The following is an 18,083-nucleotide window of genomic DNA, read 5'->3' as shown; positions in this document are numbered from 1 at the left end:
GGCGGCCGCGGGTGTATTGCCAGCACATCAGGCCGTTATGCGTGTCACCGGCGTGGACGGTGTGGGCAGTGAGGATCGGCTGTTCGGTGGTCATGGCGTCCTCGGCGTCGGCAGGGGGACTGGAGAGGTCGGCACGGCACGGGCGGGTTCGGGCAGGTTGAGCAGCCGGTAGAGGGTGCGGCGCAGGATCTGGCCGGCGCGCCCCGGCTGTGAGGTGAGCAGTTCTCGGATGAGTTCGGGGAGCTCGGCGGTGTCCCGGGCCCGGGCGGCGGCATCCAGCTGTGGCTCGAGCGGCTGGTCCAGCTGCCAGCGGGGCGCATGCCGGGCGAGGATTTCGGTCGGGGTGCCGGGCAGTAACGGCCGGTCGGGAGTATCGGCGAGCAGGATCGACGCGCCGGTGGTGGCGCCGTAGCCGGTGACAGATCCGTAGTCGCCGATGACGTGGTCGGCAGCGACCAGGGCAGCGCGCCAGCCTTCCTCCGGCGGGAGCAGAGTGAGGCCGGCGCGGAGAGCGTCGGCGAGCCAGGAACGCAGCTGCCAGGAGCTGTGGTGGGACCAGATTTGCGGGTGCAGAGCGGCCACAACGCGGTAGCGGTCGCGGGGGAGCTCGGCGATGACGCGGTCGAACATGTCGGGGTGACGGCCGAAGGCCGATCGCGGCGACCAGGTGGAGGTGACCATGACGACTTGCTGATCGTCGGAGGCGCCCAGAGCATGCCGGTACTGGTGGCGGAAAGGGAGGCTGGCGGTGAGGCGGTCGAGTGCGATGTCACCAGCCACGACAGCGGCGGGTAGCGCGGGTGGGCAGAGCTGCGCGAGCAGGGAGTGTTCGCGGTGGTGGACGAGGACGATCGCGTCGGCGCGCAGGCGCCCGTCGCGCATCAGCAGATCGGGGTTGAGGTTGGTGCGCAGGTGCGGTGGCTGGGTGAAGGTGGTGCCGGGCGGGCTCCCGTTTCGGTATTGACCGAAGCCACCGCCGTGCGGGACGAGCAGTGTGGGCGCGGCGAGTTGGTCGAGTCCGGCGACGCTGCCGGCGATGACGAGGTCCGGGCTGCTGCGGCGGGCTTGTGCCCAGGGCAGTACGACGGCGCCGTGGGCGTGGAGGAATTCGTGGGTGGCGTGCCAGTTGTCGTCCTCGTGCGGGTTGGTGAAGACGACTTGGATGCGGTGGTCGGCTTCCAGTAGTGGCAGTAGGTCCAGCAGGCGGGTGCCAGCAACGATGTGGGGCACGAGTACGAGTACGGATTTCGTGCCGCGGCGGGTGAGCAGGTGCCGATCGGCGGGGTCAATGGGGCTTCGTACCCAGGTGGCAGCATTCATCGCGTATTTCCTCCCTCGCAACGGCGGTTTGCACACACGTTGCCGGGCGGGCTTGAGAGACAGCTTCCAGCCTGTGCTTCTGGTAGTTGACAGTTGATCAACGGTTGATCTTCAGTGTTGGATCTCGGTGCCGAACGTCGTTGTGGTGGACGTGTTACGGTCGTGCTGGGCGGCGCGGTTCTGCGACAGAAGTGCTCTTCTTGGAGGCATCCACAATCGTGGAATAATCGGATTTCGTTGTGTTCCCGTGATGCTGAAGGGCTGATGATCGGCCAGCCGTGGGGGATCCGTCCTCGCCTGCCAGTTCGTGATCGCTGTCCGAAATTTGTCATTGTCTTGGATCGAACGGCGAAAATAGGGCCCTGTCCTGCGGATTTGCGGGCATGGAACCCGCCTGCAGTGATCATGATTTCAGGACATATGAGGCTGTGAACTGGCTGTCTGTCGAGGTAGGTGTGAAAATATCTTCGGCGGAGAGGGTTGGCGATGGATCTCGCCACGGGAGGGGTCTGGGTGGAAATCGGCTTCGGAATTCTTGGGCAAACGGCCTTGCTTCTGCACGGGAATCGGGACGTGAAGCTAGTGCGTGGTCGGCCCGGCAAGGTGCTGGCGGCGCTGCTGGCAGAGTCGAACCAGCGGGTGCCGCTGGACACTGTAGTTGCGTGGGCCTGGGATGAGCGGGAGAACATGCCGCAGGATGTCCTGGGCACTCTTCATCAGGTTGGCGCGAGGCTGAGGCAGGTTTTTCAGGCCGAAGGTGCTGATCCGCGCTGCATCAGCATCGCCAAGGGCGGCTGTCGACTGGAGGTCGATGATCAGTGGATCGACTATCGGCAGTTCCGGACCGCGATGATTCGAGCGCGTGGGTTTGACGAACAGGGCCAGCATGATCGGGCTCATGTCGAGGCGCTCGCCGCGCTGCGGCTGCGCCGTGATGAGGCCCTGTGGGACCTGCGGACCGACGCCGCCGAGGACTGGCGCCGTCGATGGGCGCGCAACGAGTGGATCCCAGCCAACGCGTTCGTGGCGGCTCAGCAGTTGCTGGTGGGCCAGACGGAGCTGGCGGTGGCTCGCTTGGAGGAACTCGATAGCGCACATCCGATGGAACTGAGTGTGGCGAAGTTGCGGATTCGGGCGCTCGTGGCGGCCGGCCGGGGGTTGGAGGCAGCCGAGTATTTCCGGCAGGTCTATCGGGAGTTCCGGGAGCGCGGAGACCTGCATGCGGCTGATGAGCTGCGCTCGGTTTACACCGAGGTGATCAAACCCGGTGCGGTTCCGTTTCCGGTGTTGACGCGGCCATCGCCGTCTCAGAGCAAGCCCGGCGCCATTGAGCAGGTCCCACCGCCGGTCTGGCACCTGACGCCGGAGTCTGACGGCGTTGTGGGTCGAGAGGGGGTTGTCGCCGAGCTCGACGCGTTCACTACCGATTCAGCTGGCCTTCCCCGCTCCGAGGTGGTGATGCTTACCGGGGGGCCAGGGGTGGGTAAGACGACGGTGGTGTCGAAGTGGGCACATCGAGCAGCGAGCCGCTATCCGGGCGGTGTTGTCATGTTCGACTTGCGAGGTGACGGCCAAACCGCCGGGGCATCTGCACCTGACATCGTCGAACTGCTGCTGGAGCTGCTGGACGTCCAAGTCGACCAGATCGTGTCCTCGATCGCCCGAGCGGCACGATTGACCCGCATGCTGCAGCAGCGGCGGATGCTGGTGATCTTGGACAACGTAGCCCGGACAGATCAGGTGGAGCCGCTGCTGGGCGTCCTGGCGGGATGCACAGTTGTGGTGGTGACTCGCCAGCGGCTGTCGGCGTTGTTGGCGGCGCGCACGACGCCGGTGGTGACGGTGGCGCCCTTGTCTGATCAAGCGGCGCGGGAGCTGCTGGAGCGGCGGGTTGGAGTGCGGGGCCGGCAGGACGCAGCCGGGGTGAGCGGATTGATCCGGTTGTGCCAGGGCAATGCACTGGCGTTGACACTGGTGGCCGTGCGTGCGGCGGCTCGGGCGGGCATGCGGTTGACCACGTTGGCCGAGGCGCTGCGAGACGCGGACATGTTACTGGATCTTGGCAATGACGGTGATGGGCCGGGGCGGAGCCTGAGGTCGGCGTTCACGCTGTCGTTCCAAGGCCTCGGGGCCGCCGAGCAGCGAACTTTCGCGATGCTGGGCCTGCACCCGGGTGTGGAGGTGGCTTCGGACGCGGTCGCGGCGGCGGACGGTCGTCCGGTCTCGAGCGTTCGGCGGTCTTTGGATTTCCTCGTGGCCGCGCATTTGATCGAGCAACCCGGTGATCTGGACCGCTATCGGATGCACAACCTATTACAGCTGTTCGCGGTTTCCCTGGCAGTCAAGCTGCCCGATGTAGAGGCGGCGCGACGCAGGCTGCTCGAGTTCTATCTGGTGACCGCATTCGAGGCGCACCGGATGGTGTATCCGGGCCGGGGGCGTTTGGCCATGCCGGCGATCAGCGCCGGAGTGACGGCTGCACAGTTCGCGACAGCGGCAGCGGCACGGCAGTGGTTTCTGCGCGAGCGCACCACCCTGACCGCCGCGGTCGAACTTGCCGCGCAGGTGCAGTTACACGAGATCGCGTTCACTTTGCCCTCGCTCACCGCGGATGTTTTCGATCGGCACGGTCACTTCGGTGACATCATCACCGGGTTCACGGTCGCAGCATCTTCGGCTGCGACGGTGGGTGATGCGGATGCCGAGGCCTCAAGCCTGAACGATCTCGGACACGTCCTGCTGCTAATGGGGCAGGACTCGCGAGCAGAGCCGTACCTGGAAGCCGCCTTGCGCCTGGCCGACGCACATGGCATCGGTATCGGACGGGTAACGGTGATGCTGAACATGGCGCGGCGGCACCTGCACGCCGGACGGGTGGCACAGGCGGTGAGGATGTCGCGGGAGACGTTGGCCGCAGCACGGGCCTTAGGGGATCCGGAACGGTGCGCTGCGGCGCTGCATCGCCTTGCCGATGCGTTGCTGGAGCAGGGCGGCCAGCAGGGCGAGGCGCTTGAGCTGTATCGAGAGGCTTTGGCGTTACGAGATCGCATCGATGACGGGCCCGGCTGCATCCTGACCCACATCGCCATGGGCGATCTGCTGACTCGGATGGGACGGTACGAGGAAGCCGATGAGCATTGCCAAAAGGCGGCCGCGTTGGTGAGCACGAGCCAGCACCTGCCAGCGGCGATGAAGCTGAACACCGTCCTGGCGCGGCTGCGTCATGCTGAGGGCGATGACCGGGCGGCGTTGAAGCATGCTCATCGCGCGGTTGAGCTTGCTGATCGGTCAGGGCACGCGACAGGGCGAGGCAGGGCGCTGAGCACGCTGGCTCAAATCCTGCGCGACCGGGGCAATATCGATGATGCGCGTGCGCTGTGGGAGCGGGCGGCGCGGCTGTTCCGTGATCGGGAGCGGGTCGGGCAAGCGCGGCGGATCGAGGCGCTGCTGGAGGAACTGGATTTCGCGGTGATCCCACGGGCGCGTGACGGCGACACGGTGGCGATGCCATCTCCACGGCTGTCGAGTTCATGACCGCGACTTCGGCGAGCTGGCTCGGCCGCTGCGTCCTTCCTGCAGCACCCGCGCAACCGAGACCGTGTCGAGCTGCACTGCGTGGGAGCGGACTACACGCCCCGGGTGGCCAGCAACCATAGCCGCATTCGCTGGACCGGGTGGCACCTAAGCGTGGCCGACTTCCTCCGAGCCGTGGACTTCGACCTAGCGGCGCTCCCGCTGCAGAACTCGGTCTTCAACGCCTGCAAGCCGGACTTGACGCTGGTGGAGGTGGCCGCGCTCGGCATCCCTCGGTGATGTCCGGCGTGGGCCCGTACGCCGAAGCACACATGGCCGGCGTACCGAGCGTGCTGGTGCTCAACGGCGCCAGCACGCGCCGCGACTGGTAAGGCGCGTTCGAGACCTGGTCGACGACGCCGAGGCGCGTACGCAGCTCAGCAAGCAAGCCCGCGAGTGGGCCGCCACCCGAACGATTGAAGCGAACATTCACCGCTGGGAGGAGGCGTACGCCTCATGACCGAGACCGCGGTGATCGTCCCCTTCGGACGACCTGAGGGCGAAGCCGGAGAGATCCGGGAAGGCGTTTGGTGGAAGCCGCGCGCCGAGTGGGAGCGCACCGACTGCGACTTGATCGTGTCCGCTGACCCCGAGTTCGGGCCCGAGGCAAGTTCTCGGTCTCCCGGGCTATCAACAGGGCCGTGAGGCACGCCCGCCGGAGTTCGATCGCTTCGTGTGCTTCAGGCGGACATGCTCCCGTCGTTGCCGACGGTCGAGTGGGCCGCCACCGAGTTGGGGACCGAGCCGTGGACCCTGCTGTTTGATCGGGGAGCTTCGGTGAGCGAAGCCGGAACCAAGGGCTGGGTGGTGGCCGGCCACGAGTTCGACCACCCGGAGCCGGAGAGGTTCTCGTCGCCGTGCGTCGGACCGATCGCTTTCACCCGCGAGGCCTTCGCCAAGGTCGGCGGCTTCGACGAGCGGTATGAGGGCTGGGCCTACGAAGACGTAGACCTCTGGTACAGCCTGCAACGCGACACCCCGCGCGCCAAGCCGCAGACTTACCTGGGCACCGCGTTGATCCAGTTCTGGCATCCGCAGGATCACCACGATCTGACAAACGCCAACCCGAACGTGCCGTTGTTCTTCGAGACGTGGTGACGGCGGCTCGCTCCCAGAGGTAGCGAGAGCCCTCGGCCCAGGCCCGCGCACAGCAAGACGCGGAGGGCGCTCCCGGCCCGCTGTCCGTCCAGAGCAGCGGGCCTGGAGCGGTGGGTTAGTCCTCCTCTCGGCCGATAATGACCAGCGCGACCACCAGGGGTGCGGCTACGCTGAAGAGCGCCCCTGTCTGCGGGTCGATGTGATTGATGACCTGCGTGAACACCGTGATGAGCGCGGCGATCAGGGCCTTGATCTCGTCGATGGACATCGGCGTCTCCTGCCGACGGAGCAGACGCCCTGGGAAGCGCCACAGTCGGGAAGCCCCTTCCTGCGCGCATTGGCGCTTGAAAACCAGCCCGCGTACAGGACGACGAAGGCCGACATCCGAAGTGACGTTCATCACATGCAGTGAAGTGGCTGGTGAGGCTGAGGCTCGACCTCGCCGCGTTGCTGGCCAGATCGACGAGCGGCTGCTGACGCTGGCCGAGGGACGACGAGTCCTGACCGAGTTGGACCCGCTACTGTTCGCCCTGGTCTACCTGCCCCACCACCTGCGCGGACCGGAGACCGGAGACGCGATCAGCTTCAGCGGAGCTCACTTCGAGTGGTGCGAGCTGGCGCAGCGCTACATCCGGCCGATCAACACGTTCGAGCACGGGGACCTGCGCGATGCGATCATCGCCCCGCGCGGGCTCGGCAAGTCCACTTGGTGGTTCCTGATCTTCCCGATGTGGATGGCCTCGCATGGCCACCGGAGCTTCCTTGCAGCCTTCGCCAACTGCGACACCCAAGCGACGGACCACAGCGGCACGTTCAAACGGGAGATCGTGACCAACGCACTCCTGCGCTACGACTTCCCGAAGCTCTGCGCTCCGGCCAGGCGTCCGACCGGCGTATCCATCTCGGACTCGCAGCGGATGTGCATCGCTGAGTCCGGCTTCGTGTTCACCGGACGCGGCATCGACTCGCAGGTGCTCGGCCTGAAGATCGGCTCCCGCCGGCCGGACCACATCATCCTCGACGACATCGAGGGGACCAAGGGCAACTACAGCGCGAACCAGAAGGTCTCGCGGCTCAAGACGCTGGTCTCCGGCATCCTGCCGATGAACAACAAAGCCCCGGTGATGATGGCTGGCACCGTCGCGATCCCGGGCGCGATCGTCGACGACATCGCGGCGAAACAGCGCGGTGAGCAGTACCCCGCGTGGGTCGATGACGAGCGGTTCACGCCTCGGTACTTCGACGTGATCCAGACCGACGAGCGCGGCAACGAACGCTCGCTCTGGCCGGAACGCTGGTCAATGGACTGGATCAGCACGGTCCGGCACACCCGACAGTTTCAGATCAGATGCGCAACGACCCGATGGCCGCTGACGCCGCCTTCTGGTTCGGTGAGGACTTCGTGGTCCGCACCGGCGTGGCGATCACGCACAAGCTGGAAAATTCGGCGCGGTTTGATGGGAATGTGGCGGATGGGTGCCGCATGCTTCGGTATCTGAGATGGATTCGGCGTAGTTAGGGTGCACACTGGCTGGCGAACTACGCGCTGAGGCGACATATAGCCACTTGAACGCTGTTCTTTTGTAGAACCGCCTTCTGTGACGCGGTAGGAGTCGAGGTGAACACGCCGGACATCGATCACTTACAGTGATATCAGCGATCTCGCATCGTAGTGATCATTCCGTTGAGCCTAAGGGTTGTGGTTTCATGATCGAGAGCCTTCACGGAGGGAGGTTGCGGATATCGCCTGATCGGGTGGCGTTACCAGCGAGTAACGTGAATTGACCTCACGTAAACGAAGGATTTGACAGCAGAGGTTGCTCTGAGTTGCTCGATGCGTTGATGACCCCCCGTTCGGGGTCATCAAGTCGTAGGCTAAGTTCGTCGCCAATGCGCGGATTTCAATACGCGCTCTGAACCTGAAGGTTGGCGATGAAGGGTTTCTGTCTGGGCCTGCTGGTGGCTGGTGCTATGTCGCTGCCGTCCGCGGCGATCGCGTCGGCTGCGACGGTGGTGCCCGCGTCGGTTTCCGGCGCGGCGCCGGTGTCTGTAGCGGCGCCGGTCAATGCGGACTTGGCTGTTTCGATGGCGCAGTGCGACTACTGGCGGTATTACTAAGCGTGAGGTGCCCGGTGTCCTGCCGGGCATCTCATTGCTCGTGGCGATCTAGCGAACAACGTTCAACAAGTCGCTGAGTTTAGTTCATGACTGTGAAGGTCGTCCCGGTCCGCGAAGCTCAACGCCTGCATCCAGCAGCATCCGCCTCGTGACATCTCGACCCAAGCCGAATTTCCTGCCGGTTTCAATAATTGACTTGCCGCTGTGATAGGTCTCGACCATTCCTGGCGGAGCTGGCTTCACCATCGGGCGCTTCTCGCGAAAGACGACGCCCTGGCTTCTCAGAACGCTGCGAAGCGTGCGGTAGCTTCCATCGAAGCCTTCCATCAATACACTCAGTGTGTCGCCTGCCCGATAGCGGCGACTTAACTCGTCTGCTTCTGCGCGAGTTATATCTTCGGCGAGTCGCTGCGCCCCCCGGCGAGAGCCGTGTGTGTCCTTGTCTTTACTCATAAAATCACCGCCGCCCGGAAAGTTGATCCGACATCGCCGAGGGGTTCGTGCCGTATTCTCCCGCCTCAGCCGATTTCACTTGCTCGCCGAGGTATGGCCATTTATGCGGCCGTGGGCGCCGATAGACAAGTTGTACTCGGCCGTTCGTTTGAGCGGCATATGTCTCTGCCGTAGTCATCGCAGGTTCACTCCTCGAGTCACGAGTGTCCTGGGCGTTGAGTGGTTCGTAGTCAGGGATGGGACCGGCGACACGGCGACCTGTGACGCGACAGGCCTTGGCAGGTATCCGGACGGACCTTGCAACCGGCGACGCTTCTCGACAGTTTGGCGCGCGTTGGTCTTCGCACCATGTGAGAACTGCCGTTTCTGTGGCGATCCGGCCGTAATGGACCACAGGGCGGCCGCGGGCCAGGGCGCAGCGGCGCTGATTGGCATAGCGATGTCACCCGGTCGGGAAGTTGGTGTTCGGATACTGTTCGTAACGGTGAGATGGACCCAGTCTGGTTATGAAACGCTGCACCACGCCCAGCTGTTACACCCGGCGCGTCGGGAGGTTCTTCATCGTCGTTCAATCGGCGCTGCCGTTAGCAGAACTTCGACGTCCGACTGAAGCTCCGCAGGTGGAGGTCTCCGTCGGCGCACGATGCTGAAGTCGGCCGAGACTTCCGGGTCAAGTTCGTCGATCGCCTGGGTCCGTACCTGCGACTGCGTCACCGGTGCAGACGAGGTAGCGATGTGTGATCAGCGTCAGAACTGGCTGTGGACCGTCTTCCACGGCTCGTACCGCCTGGCCGCTCCGGTCATGCTCTTGAATGGCATCCCGACGATCACCCGGCGGTCAGCGGCCCGTGGGCGCTTCTTCGTCCCCAACACCGGGCATCAGCGGTTCGACCACCTGCCACTGCTCATCGATCTGCTTGTACCCTATGCACCACAAACCAAGATCACATCAGGCCGCACCACCTGCTTTGAGGGCAGGGTCTAGTGGCTGGTTGGTGGTGTGCCGTCACGCCAGACGCATGGTGTGCTGGCGCCGATGTTGAGGCGGCCGGCAGAGGATGCTTCCAGGCTCATGAGGTAGTCGTCGCGTGAGGCGTTGAGGAAGAGGTCGTGGGGGCGTTTGTCGGTTTCCACGTGCCAGCCGTTGGCCGCGAACCACGTTTTCAGCTTGTCGAAGTAGGTGGTGTTGGCTGCGGTGTCGATCCCGTCGACCCAGTAGTTGACGCTTGTCAGGACTTTGCCGGTGGGCCTGTCGGTGGAGTCGTTGCACTGCAGGGGCTGGGGTCCCTGGTCGGTCAAGTCAAATCCGCTGGGGAAGACTGCGCCGGCTGCGTCCTTGACCATCTTGTCCGCGTTGGCTTGGACCTCGGCGAGTGAGGCGGTCTTTTCCATGTTTCCCTGCTCTCCGCACGCCGACACCGTGAACAGCAGCGCCGTCGCTGCTGCGGCTGCGAGGGCGCGCGTGATGGTTGTCCGGATCCTGGTGTTCATGGTCGGCCTCCGGCGATAACGTTGCCCATTGACCTGAGCGAGTCGGAGCGCGGGAGCCAGTAGTCGCCGTGTGAGGTCAGCGGGTTGGTCGATTCGGACTGGAAGGTTTGTCCGCCGAACCATGCTGTTGTCGGGTCGGGGCCGAGGGGGTCGATCGTGTCGGCGGCGGGATTGTCGAAGTTGGTCAGGGCGGGGATCGGGTCGGTGGGTGCTTTGGTGGAGTAGAGGTGCTGGCCGACTTGGTCGGGTGGGATGCCGTCGAGGCGCAGGTCGCCTGCGCGTTGGACGCCGACGCCGGGGCTGGCGACCATGACGAGGTTGTCGGCGGGGAGTCCGAGGTCTCGGGCGGTTTGTCCGACGACGGTGGTGCCGTAGCTGTGCCCGATGATCGTGGTGTTGACCTTGCCGGTCTGGTGGGTGGCGCCGAGGCCGTCTTGGAAGCGGCGGAGTGAGGTTTCGGCGTGGTCGGCGTAGCTGGTGCTGGCGGCGTCGACGAGGGGTTTGCGGGGCGTCGTAGCCGGCCCAGGTGATGACCGAGGTTGAGGGTGAGCCTGCGCGTTGGGCTGCTTGGACCATGGCGTCGGAGCGGTTGATGTCGGTGGCCATGCCGTCGTTGATGCCGGCGGTGGTGCCGGGGACGTAGGTGGCGACGTTGACGGCGGTGTCGGGGTTGCCGATGGCGATGACGGCCTGGCCGGAGTTCTGGGGGTTGATGCCGAGCAGGTAGGCGTGGGGTTGGCCGGGCAGGGGGTTGGTGAGGCGGTCGTTGATCTGGTCCATCCCGGTCAGTGTGCTGTTGAGGCGGTCGCGTTGCCGCTCGAGGTCGAAGTACTCGTTCTGCTGGGTGGGGTCGCTTTGGTTCAGGCTGTCCATCCGGTGCTGCAGGTCGTCGCGTTGGCGTTTGAGGTCGTCGTACTGCTGGGTGAACACGACGCGGTTGGCTTTGTCGCGGATGTCGGCGGGAATGCCGTCCATGGCGTCGATGTCGTCGGCGGTGCGCAGGGCCTGGGTGACTGCGTCGGCGACCTGGGTGCGGATTCGGGCGCGGTCCTCGGGGTGGATGTCCGGTGGCGCGTGGTCCGCGGGGAAGGTGCGATGAGGGTGCCGTCCTCGGCGATGCGGTAGCCGTATTTGGCGGCGAGGGCTTCGGCGTTGGTGATGGCGTGCTGGACGCCGGTGATGGCGTCGGCGGCTTGGCCGATCGCTTTGGCGACGACGCTGGCTCCGGCCGCCAGCTTGTCGATCCGGGTGAGGAGGCTGTGGTGGGCTGAGCTGGCGGTGTCGGCGGCCGGGCCGGACCAGCCGTCAACGGGCATGATTTTGCTGAAATCGTCACCTGATTGGGTGAGGATGTGGAGTCGTTGCTGCACGGTCTGGAAGATCTCGTCGAGTTGCGCGGCGTTCCACCGTTTGACGTCGGAGAGCGCGACCATCAGCGTGGTCCGTGCAGTCGGCCGGCGTCGGTGGTCGCGGTGGCGGCACCCTGGTCGCTGGCTTCGTAGCGGTCCGCGGCCAGGCCCAGGTCGCTGCCGTGGCGTTCGGCGTCGCTGCACCAGCTGCGGAACGTCATGCTCCAGCTCGCCCCGAACGAGGCTGCGGCCGGCGCTGCTTGGCCGCCGGGGAGGGCGTCGGCCAGTCCGGTGACGGGTTGGGCGCAGTCGGCGCTGCGCAGCTGGCTGAGCGCGTCGGCAATGGCTCGCCCGGCGGCTCGGAGCGCGTCAGGCACCGTCCGGAATCCCACTGTGTTCCCTCCGCGTAGTCGCCAAATCACACTACGGGACATTTGTGGACGGCTTCAACGCCGCGGGGTCACCCGGGAGGTCAGTAAAGGCAGGTCAGGGGCCTCTACCTAGATCAGGTTGAGTAGAAGCACTCAGCTGGGCGGTTCCCCCATCCGGTCGGCCTCGTCTGATGGGCTGTCTGGAGGCGCAGCGGGTTCTGTGTTGAGCGTGGCGGCGGCTGCGTCGAGCAGCTCGGCGAGCTGAGCTGCGGAGGCTGGTGGGGCGGTGCCGGCTCGGGCGGCTGCGCGTACTCGGTCCGCTGCTGAGGCGATCGTTGCGGAGATGTCGCCTGGGGCGAGGTCAGAGCTGGGCGTGGGGTCGGGGGAGTGCGACGGTGGTTGCATGGCAGCTTCTTTCGGTGTGTGAAGAGGTGGTCAGGGGGACTGAGGTGGACGTCGTTACTGCGGTTGCCTTGGAGGCCGGCCCCGACCACGCAGCTCGACGCCGGCTTCGAGCAGCATGCGTTTGGTGATGTCCCGGCCGAGTCCGAAGGCTTTCCCGGTGTCCTGGATCGATTTGCCGCTGTGGTAGGTCTCGACCATTCCCGGCGGCGCGGACGGTGTTATCGGTTGCGGTGCCCGGAAGATGACGCCTTGTCGTTGCAGGACGGTACGCAGTGTCCGGTAGCTGCCGTCGAAGTCGGCCAGCAGAGCGTTGAGGGTGGCGCCGGCGAGGTACCGGCGTTTCAGTTCGGCTGCCTCGTCGGCCGGCACATCCTCAGGGCGTCGGAGTGTCCGTCTGCCGGGAGCGTGCCGCTGGTCGGTGTCGTTCACACGCATCAGTGCTGCTCTGCTCGGGCGGTGCCTGAGCGAAGGAGATGGGTGTACTTCTGCACCGCGTTGGTCTGGAGTGTGAGGCACCAGCCGGTCCAGTCGTCCTCTTCGGTCTGGCCCTGCTCTCGCAGGCGTTCACCGGCCAGCCGGAACATTTCCGCGTTGTACCGGTGAAACTCGATCATCTCCACTAGTTCGGTGTCTGGTCCGGGGTTGCGGGTGTTCATGTCACGCTGCGCAGCCGACAGCGTTTCCGGGACCGCGGTGACCACGATGGTCATGATGTGACCCGGTACGCCAGCCGGACGTCTGCTCCGACGGCGAGGCTGATCGTCAGTTGTCGTTGGCAGTGACTGCCTTCGCGATGTGCGATCGGCGTGACAGGGAAGTTCCACAATGTACTCCAGATGATGTGGTGGGTCAGAGTTGCTTGTGCAGTTCGTTGGCAGCAGCGAGGTCCCCGGCAGCGCCGGGGCCGGCGTGGCTGAGCCGCTGGATGAGGTCTTCGGTGATGCGGCGGGTCACGCTGGTGTCGGCCATTGCGAGGCGGGCGCGGGCGGCCGCCAGGTCGATGCCGGCCCGGTAGCGCGGGGCGGCGGTGTGGCCCAGCAGGGCATGAGCGCGGCCCACGGCCGCCAACGCCGCCCTCGGCTGTCGGTCGGTGGTGAGGGCGTCGGCCAGGTAGGTCAGTGCTCGTGCCGCGCTGATCCGGTGTCCCGATCGGGTGAGCGCGCCGGCGGCGGTGTCGAGGAAGCGGATGGCGTCGGCGGGGTGGCCGAGGGCCAGGTGGGTTTGGCCGATGCGGCGTTGGGTGAGGGCGTGGCCGTGGTCGTCGACGACGCTGCGGTAGTGGCGCAGGGCGGTGGTGAGCTCGTGCAGTGCCTCGTCAGGGCGGCCGGCGGCGAGGTGGACACGGCCGCTGTGGGAGTAGACCAGGGCGCGAATGCTCGGCTCGGCGATGTCCTGGGTGAGGGTGGCCGCGGCGGCCGCAGCGTCGGCTGCCTCGTCAAGGTGGCGGAGGTCGGCCAGGGCCGATGCTTCGCGGGCGCGGAACACCGCAGCGATCGGTTGCCGGGTGTAGTGGGTGAGGGTGTGGCCGGCGTGCTGGGCGTGGGCCACGTCGTCGTGGTGGTAGGTGGTGCGGGCTAGGTGCCAGGTGGCTTCGGCGAGCTCGACGGCGATGTCGACGCGCCCCTGATCCACGGCGGCGGTGAGGGTGTTGCGCAGAACGCGGTGTTCCCAGGTGTACCAGTGCAGCGCGCGGCACCCGTCTCCATGGTCGTGTGGCGCGGTCTCGTGCGTGGCCGGTGCGCTGAAGCGGAGCGCGTCGTGGGCGATGAGCGGGATCGCGGCGCTGGCGGTGGCGGCGTACCAGTCGATGAGGCGGGTGTTCTGCGCGGACCGGGCCGGGCCGGGTACGTGGGCGCGTCGGTGGGCGGCGTGCTGGCGGGCCCGGGGTGCGAGCGTGTAGCGGTCGCCGGGGGAGTGCTGGTCGAGCAGGCGGGCGGCGTGCAGGCGCTGCAGCGCGGTGGTGGCGTCGGGTTCGCTGATGCCGAGGGCGGCTGCGATCGGGAGTGCGGTGGTGTCGGGCCCGGGGTGGTCGGCGATCAGTTCGTAGACCTGCTGAATCGGTGCGGGCAGGTGTGCGTAGGTGATGCTCACCGGCGCCACCGCCGGACGTCCCCGCAGGTCGACGCGCGGCGCGATGCGGTAAGGCTCCGGTGTGGTGGGTGCGCGCAGCGAGCGCTGGAGCGGGGTGTCGGGGGTGAGCTGTGGCCCGCTGAGCGCGGGGTGGGAAGGAGTTCGACGACCGGCCACAGCGGGACCATCGCCGCGGCGTAGAGCCACGTCCGGGTTCGCAGTTGACGGTAGGCCAGTGGCGCGGACGCCGGTCTTGTGCGGGCGGCGCGCAGCTCGCTGCGGGCGACGTGGAGCCCCACCGCCGGGTAGGGCGAGCAGATCAGCAGGGTCAGCAGGAAGTCCATGGACGGCGTCGTTTCGAGAGCGTGGCTGATGGGGCGGGGACAGCCATGGCCGGCAGTAGGCGGGTGAGGACGCTGTGGTCCGGCCCGTCGGTGGGGTCAACACCGGTACCGCGTTCTTGGCGCGGCCCGGGCGATGGTCAGGGGGAGCCGGCGCGGGTGGGCGGGGCTCGGGCTGGTCGATGTGGGTGGTGGCACTGTCGAGCCAGTCGCTTTGGCTGGTCGCGCGTTCCGCGATGGCCGGGACTGCGGGATGGGGCGGCGTGGCCGCGGCGTCGGGGTGCGCCGCGGCCACACCGCCCCGGGGGTGGGGGTCAGGTGGTGGGTGCGGCGGCCGGTGCGGTGTGTGTGGTGACCTGGGGTGTGCTGGGCAGCAGCTGGCGGACGTGGTGGCTGATCCACGGCGCGTAGGCGGCGATGTCGTTGTAAATGGTGGGTGAGGCGCCGCAGTAGGGGGTGGCGCCGCGGGAGACGGTCCCGATCAGGTACCAGGTCGGTCCGTGCTTCTGCAGCAGTCCGGAGCCGGAGTCACCGGAGCAGGCGCCGCCGCCGGTGGGCGGGACGCCGCCGCAGAGCTCGTCGGCGCCGATTCCGCCTGCGGCGCAGTTCTTGCTTGGCAGCAGCGGGATGTCGAGCTGGGCCAGGTCGGCCGGGGCCGGGCCGCTCCAGGTGGCGGGGTCGGCGTTGCGGGTGCCCCAGCCGATCGACCGTGCGGACTGGTGAAGCTGTGCGGGGGCGATGCGGGCGGGGCGGATGCCGCCGAGGTGGCCGATGAGGCGGATCAGGGCCTTGTCCCAGATCCAGCCCTGGGTGTCGGGATAGCCCCACTCCCACTCTTGCGGGACATCGATCTTGTCCGCGCGGCGCACGAGGCCGCCGTGGAGGCGGTTGGTCGAACCGAACCGGGCGTGGTAGATCGCCGGGTCGCCACGGTCGATGTCCGGCTCGCCCGCGGCGGCACGGAAGGACTCGAACCGGGCTTTGACCTGGGCAGGCATGCGCGCCTGCACGGAGGGCGGCGGCTGGTTGGTCACGCAGTGCGCCTGGGTGAGGGCCACCGAGGCGGGGACGCCGGTCTCGGTGTAGCCCTCAGCGAGGAGGGTGAGGCCGCAGGAGTGCCAGTCCGGGTCGCCGTGGTCGAGCAGCTGCAGTGACCCGGCGCCGGCGTAAGCGACTGTTGCCGGTTCGCCGCCGACGATCTGCGGGGAGACGATGTCGGTCGGCGGCGGCGCCGCGGCGGTCGCGGCGGAAACACCGGCCAGCATCGGCAGCAACGCCAGCGCTACGGCGATGGCTTTTCTGAAACGCACGAGCAGGAAGTTCCTCTCACGGTTGAGGTTGTCGCCGTGGTCGCGGATGTGCGACACGACGGGTGCGCAGTGGACACCTGGCGGCACACGAGGACTGGGTGTGTGCCGCCAGGCGCCACGGATCTCCCGTGCACCCGGGGAGCCGGTCTCTTGACTCCCGGTGGCACGAGATGACTGGCCACCCCGGGGTGACCGGTCGTCCGGTCCCGGTGCCGTCGAGCGGGGGGCGTGCTTCGTGTGACGGCACTGGTTCCGGCTTCCTGACCGTCCGCAGTCGGGGGTACGGACGGTCGGGAAGTCAGGTTCTGTCCGGGCGCCAGGGAGGTTCCGGCAGGCTGCTGTCCGAACCGGGCTTCTGGACCAGGACTGCGGCGGCGAAGTTGCCGCACACCGGCGGGTCCGCGGGCGGCCCGTCGGGATACCAGGCGAACGCCGGGCCTATCCCGGGTGGCAGCAGCGCGGTGCCGGCGATCATCGCTTCGATTTGTTCGTGGGTGGCGAGACTCCCCGTGCCGGGGCCGTGAAACCGCAGGGCGTCTTCGAACTCGAGGGCTTGGGCGGCGAGGTCGGGGTGGTCGGGCAGGAACAGATGGGTCATGGCGAGGAAGGCGCCGGCGGAGAGCCGAGCGAGGTGGGCTTGCACCAGCTGGGCGACATCGGTGCGGCTTCCGCCGTGGTAGGACAACATCGGGCCGAGCAGGAGCGCCACCCGGTCGTGTTCGGGAGAGACCAGGCCCGGGTTTTCGCGGGCTGTGTTGTAGAGGGTGTTCCACATCGCGGTGGGATCCCAGGGGTCGGCCTGGACTGCGTGAACGCCGTTGTCGACATCGGCGACCGTGCGCAGGTGGGCCAGCGTCAGCGGGTCGCGTTCGACGTAGATCACGCTCGCGCGTGCGCTGTTCTGTCGGCGGTTGTGGGTGCTGACTTCACTGCGGCGGATGATGGAGTGCAGGTCGTCCTGGTCGTCGATGTGGGGCAGGCCCGCACCGGCGACCACGATGGCACTGACGTTTTGCCGGGCAACGAGGTAGGCGGCTGCGCGGTCGAGGAACGCCCGCTCGGACCGGAATACGAATCCGGCATTCGGGATCCGGGCGTTGAGCCGTCGTGCGGCGGCGTATTCGTTGTGGTGCGCGAATTTGATGCACGGGACGGGATAGTTGTCGCTGTTTCTGGCTTCGCGCACGGCCTCGTAGAGGTAGGCAAGGTTGATCCGGTCCTGGTCGGTGCCGCACGCCCGCCACCACCACGCTGCCTGATCGGGCGTGTAGGTGGTGGGGGTGTCTGGTGTGGTGTTCGTTGGTGTCATGGGTGTACCGGAGCTTCGGCGGTCAGCAGGATGGCCAGGTGCGCAATGGTCAGATGGCAGCGGTCGGCCAGGACTGCGAGGTCGTTGAGGTTGAGGCTGCGAAATGGTGGTTCGCCGACGTTGAGCAGGTGCTGGGCCCAGCGGGCTGCGGGGTGGAGCGCGTCGTGGTGGGTGGCGGCCAAGGCGGCGATGTCCACGGTCAGGTCAGGGTTGAAGGCGATGCGTCGTTCAGCGTGGGCCAGCAGTTCGGAGGGGCGCAGCTGGTAGAGCAGGGCGGCGGCGCCGAGCTGGCGCAGAGACATGGAGCGGGTGGCTTTCTCCCAGGTGGCGAGGGCACGGGGTGTGACCCGGCCTTGGGACCACGCAGCGATCGCCGGGCGGGACCAGCCGCGGTTCTCGCGCTGTCGTTGCAGTTCTGCGCCCACGGCGCGGGCTAGTTCGCCGGTGTCGGTCGTGCTCATCAGGATCGTCCAGAGCGTGTTGGAGGGGATGGATGGCGTGAGGCGAGTCGGGGTCGCGGGTCGGCCAGTGCCGTAGGCGCGCGGTGGGGGTCTGCGCGTCGAGATAGTCGTGCAGCGGCCGCGTGCGGACGGTGGTCCACCAGTAGGTTTCGGGTCTCGCGCCGTCGGTCACTGGCATGGCGCCTCCCGGCCTTCGGGGTCGTCGGTGCCTGTGTCGGTGCCGGCGTCCAGGCGGCTGCATTGGGGTTTTCCGCAGGTCACGTAGGCGGAGGTGGGGCGGTACCGCGGGGTGCGTGACTGTGCGGCGGCGATGACGTCGCGGTGGGTGTCGGCGGATCCGCATGCGGGGGCGCAGACGCCGGTGGCGTCGAACGTGTCGGTGTGGAGGGCGTGGATGCGGGGGTGGTTGGTGGA

General features: G+C 67.0%; 17 protein-coding genes and 1 pseudogene. 5 read left to right on the top strand and 13 right to left on the bottom strand.

The features are described from left to right. Window positions 1-90: 90 nt before the first annotated feature. Window positions 91-1,320 (bottom strand): hypothetical protein, encoded by a 1,230-nt coding sequence (locus tag HUT10_RS10690; protein ID WP_176171041.1) that lies wholly within the window; start codon window positions 1,318-1,320, stop codon window positions 91-93. Between the two features lie 486 nt (window positions 1,321-1,806). On the opposite strand from HUT10_RS10690, the gene HUT10_RS10685 reads away from it, so the two are divergent. Together HUT10_RS10685 and HUT10_RS10680 are read left to right on the top strand one after the other, a co-directional pair. Then, the gene (locus HUT10_RS10685; protein WP_176171040.1) at window positions 1,807-4,854 is read left to right on the top strand and encodes a tetratricopeptide repeat protein; all 3,048 of its coding nucleotides are present in this window, start codon (window positions 1,807-1,809) and stop codon (window positions 4,852-4,854) included. A gap of 741 nt (window positions 4,855-5,595) precedes the next feature. Beyond that, window positions 5,596-5,991 (top strand): galactosyltransferase-related protein, encoded by a 396-nt coding sequence (locus HUT10_RS10680; RefSeq protein ID WP_217709582.1) that lies wholly within the window; start codon window positions 5,596-5,598, stop codon window positions 5,989-5,991. Between the two features lie 115 nt (window positions 5,992-6,106). On the opposite strand, the gene HUT10_RS10675 is transcribed toward HUT10_RS10680, so the two are convergent. Further along, on the bottom strand, window positions 6,107-6,259 hold the full coding sequence (locus tag HUT10_RS10675; protein WP_176171039.1) for a hypothetical protein: 153 nt from the start codon (window positions 6,257-6,259) through the stop codon (window positions 6,107-6,109). Between the two features lie 121 nt (window positions 6,260-6,380). Between HUT10_RS10675 and HUT10_RS10670 the strand changes: the two genes are divergently transcribed. Next, on the top strand, window positions 6,381-7,490 hold the full coding sequence (locus HUT10_RS10670) for a hypothetical protein (RefSeq protein ID WP_176171038.1): 1,110 nt from the start codon (window positions 6,381-6,383) through the stop codon (window positions 7,488-7,490). 433 nt (window positions 7,491-7,923) lie between these two features. Continuing rightward, window positions 7,924-8,109 carry a hypothetical protein gene (locus tag HUT10_RS10665; protein WP_176171037.1) on the top strand — a complete coding sequence of 62 codons (186 nt, stop codon included), beginning with the start codon at window positions 7,924-7,926 and terminating at the stop codon, window positions 8,107-8,109. A gap of 84 nt (window positions 8,110-8,193) precedes the next feature. Here the strand turns inward: HUT10_RS10665 and HUT10_RS10660 are convergent, their stop codons facing one another. After that, window positions 8,194-8,562 carry a hypothetical protein gene (locus HUT10_RS10660; RefSeq protein WP_176171036.1) on the bottom strand — a complete coding sequence of 123 codons (369 nt, stop codon included), beginning with the start codon at window positions 8,560-8,562 and terminating at the stop codon, window positions 8,194-8,196. A gap of 643 nt (window positions 8,563-9,205) precedes the next feature. On the opposite strand from HUT10_RS10660, the gene HUT10_RS10655 reads away from it, so the two are divergent. Continuing rightward, complete coding sequence (locus HUT10_RS10655) at window positions 9,206-9,547, top strand: hypothetical protein (protein ID WP_176171035.1); 342 nt, start codon at window positions 9,206-9,208, stop codon at window positions 9,545-9,547. Here HUT10_RS10655 and HUT10_RS50840 read toward each other — a convergent pair. From HUT10_RS50840 to HUT10_RS10610, 10 genes and pseudogenes are all read right to left on the bottom strand, one after another. Beyond that, window positions 9,544-10,053, bottom strand: a complete 510-nt coding sequence (locus tag HUT10_RS50840; RefSeq protein ID WP_254896812.1) for a hypothetical protein — start codon at window positions 10,051-10,053, stop codon at window positions 9,544-9,546. The two genes, HUT10_RS10655 and HUT10_RS50840, sit on opposite strands and share 4 nt — an antisense overlap. Continuing rightward, window positions 10,050-10,833: pseudogene (locus HUT10_RS50835) on the bottom strand (alpha/beta hydrolase). Before HUT10_RS50835 ends, HUT10_RS50840 begins: the two are co-directional and overlap by 4 nt. A gap of 80 nt (window positions 10,834-10,913) precedes the next feature. Beyond that, a complete protein-coding gene (locus HUT10_RS10645; RefSeq protein ID WP_176171033.1) occupies window positions 10,914-11,486 on the bottom strand; it encodes a hypothetical protein in 573 nt (190 codons plus the stop codon). Then, window positions 11,486-11,779 (bottom strand): hypothetical protein, encoded by a 294-nt coding sequence (locus HUT10_RS10640; protein WP_176171032.1) that lies wholly within the window; start codon window positions 11,777-11,779, stop codon window positions 11,486-11,488. Before HUT10_RS10640 ends, HUT10_RS10645 begins: the two co-directional genes overlap by 1 nt. Before the next feature lie 453 nt (window positions 11,780-12,232). After that, window positions 12,233-12,613 carry a hypothetical protein gene (locus HUT10_RS10635; RefSeq protein WP_176171031.1) on the bottom strand — a complete coding sequence of 127 codons (381 nt, stop codon included), beginning with the start codon at window positions 12,611-12,613 and terminating at the stop codon, window positions 12,233-12,235. Continuing rightward, a complete protein-coding gene (locus HUT10_RS10630) occupies window positions 12,613-12,888 on the bottom strand; it encodes a hypothetical protein (RefSeq protein ID WP_176171030.1) in 276 nt (91 codons plus the stop codon). The genes HUT10_RS10635 and HUT10_RS10630 overlap by 1 nt, the downstream gene beginning before the upstream one ends. 139 nt (window positions 12,889-13,027) lie before the next feature. Beyond that, on the bottom strand, window positions 13,028-14,269 hold the full coding sequence (locus HUT10_RS10625) for a tetratricopeptide repeat protein (RefSeq protein ID WP_176171029.1): 1,242 nt from the start codon (window positions 14,267-14,269) through the stop codon (window positions 13,028-13,030). Window positions 14,270-14,903: 634 nt separating this feature from the next. Next, window positions 14,904-15,899 (bottom strand): trypsin-like serine protease, encoded by a 996-nt coding sequence (locus HUT10_RS10620; RefSeq protein ID WP_176171028.1) that lies wholly within the window; start codon window positions 15,897-15,899, stop codon window positions 14,904-14,906. 298 nt (window positions 15,900-16,197) lie between these two features. Further along, a complete protein-coding gene (locus tag HUT10_RS10615) occupies window positions 16,198-17,208 on the bottom strand; it encodes an SAM-dependent methyltransferase (RefSeq protein ID WP_176171027.1) in 1,011 nt (336 codons plus the stop codon). Beyond that, on the bottom strand, window positions 17,205-17,669 hold the full coding sequence (locus HUT10_RS10610; protein ID WP_176171026.1) for a hypothetical protein: 465 nt from the start codon (window positions 17,667-17,669) through the stop codon (window positions 17,205-17,207). The genes HUT10_RS10615 and HUT10_RS10610 overlap by 4 nt, the downstream gene beginning before the upstream one ends. Window positions 17,670-18,083: the final 414 nt, after the last annotated feature.

Origin of the sequence: Amycolatopsis sp. Hca4 (assembly GCF_013364075.1) — a bacterium.
Classification (GTDB): domain Bacteria; phylum Actinomycetota; class Actinomycetes; order Mycobacteriales; family Pseudonocardiaceae; genus Amycolatopsis.
The sequence above is the reverse complement of the archived record's forward strand: the minus strand, read 5'-3'. Positions and strand labels throughout refer to the sequence as shown.

Coding starts and splice junctions, on each gene's coding strand:
- HUT10_RS50840 (WP_254896812.1), bottom strand. CDS start 10,053: ATGAACACCAGGATCCGGACAACCATCACGCGCGCCCTCGCAGCCGCA.
- HUT10_RS10630 (WP_176171030.1), bottom strand. CDS start 12,888: ATGACCATCGTGGTCACCGCGGTCCCGGAAACGCTGTCGGCTGCGCAG.
- HUT10_RS10610 (WP_176171026.1), bottom strand. CDS start 17,669: ATGAGCACGACCGACACCGGCGAACTAGCCCGCGCCGTGGGCGCAGAA.
- HUT10_RS10655 (WP_176171035.1), top strand. CDS start 9,206: ATGCTGAAGTCGGCCGAGACTTCCGGGTCAAGTTCGTCGATCGCCTGG.
- HUT10_RS10675 (WP_176171039.1), bottom strand. CDS start 6,259: ATGTCCATCGACGAGATCAAGGCCCTGATCGCCGCGCTCATCACGGTG.
- HUT10_RS10685 (WP_176171040.1), top strand. CDS start 1,807: ATGGATCTCGCCACGGGAGGGGTCTGGGTGGAAATCGGCTTCGGAATT.
- HUT10_RS10690 (WP_176171041.1), bottom strand. CDS start 1,320: ATGAATGCTGCCACCTGGGTACGAAGCCCCATTGACCCCGCCGATCGG.
- HUT10_RS10635 (WP_176171031.1), bottom strand. CDS start 12,613: ATGCGTGTGAACGACACCGACCAGCGGCACGCTCCCGGCAGACGGACA.
- HUT10_RS10660 (WP_176171036.1), bottom strand. CDS start 8,562: ATGAGTAAAGACAAGGACACACACGGCTCTCGCCGGGGGGCGCAGCGA.
- HUT10_RS10665 (WP_176171037.1), top strand. CDS start 7,924: ATGAAGGGTTTCTGTCTGGGCCTGCTGGTGGCTGGTGCTATGTCGCTG.
- HUT10_RS10645 (WP_176171033.1), bottom strand. CDS start 11,486: ATGGTCGCGCTCTCCGACGTCAAACGGTGGAACGCCGCGCAACTCGAC.
- HUT10_RS10615 (WP_176171027.1), bottom strand. CDS start 17,208: ATGACACCAACGAACACCACACCAGACACCCCCACCACCTACACGCCC.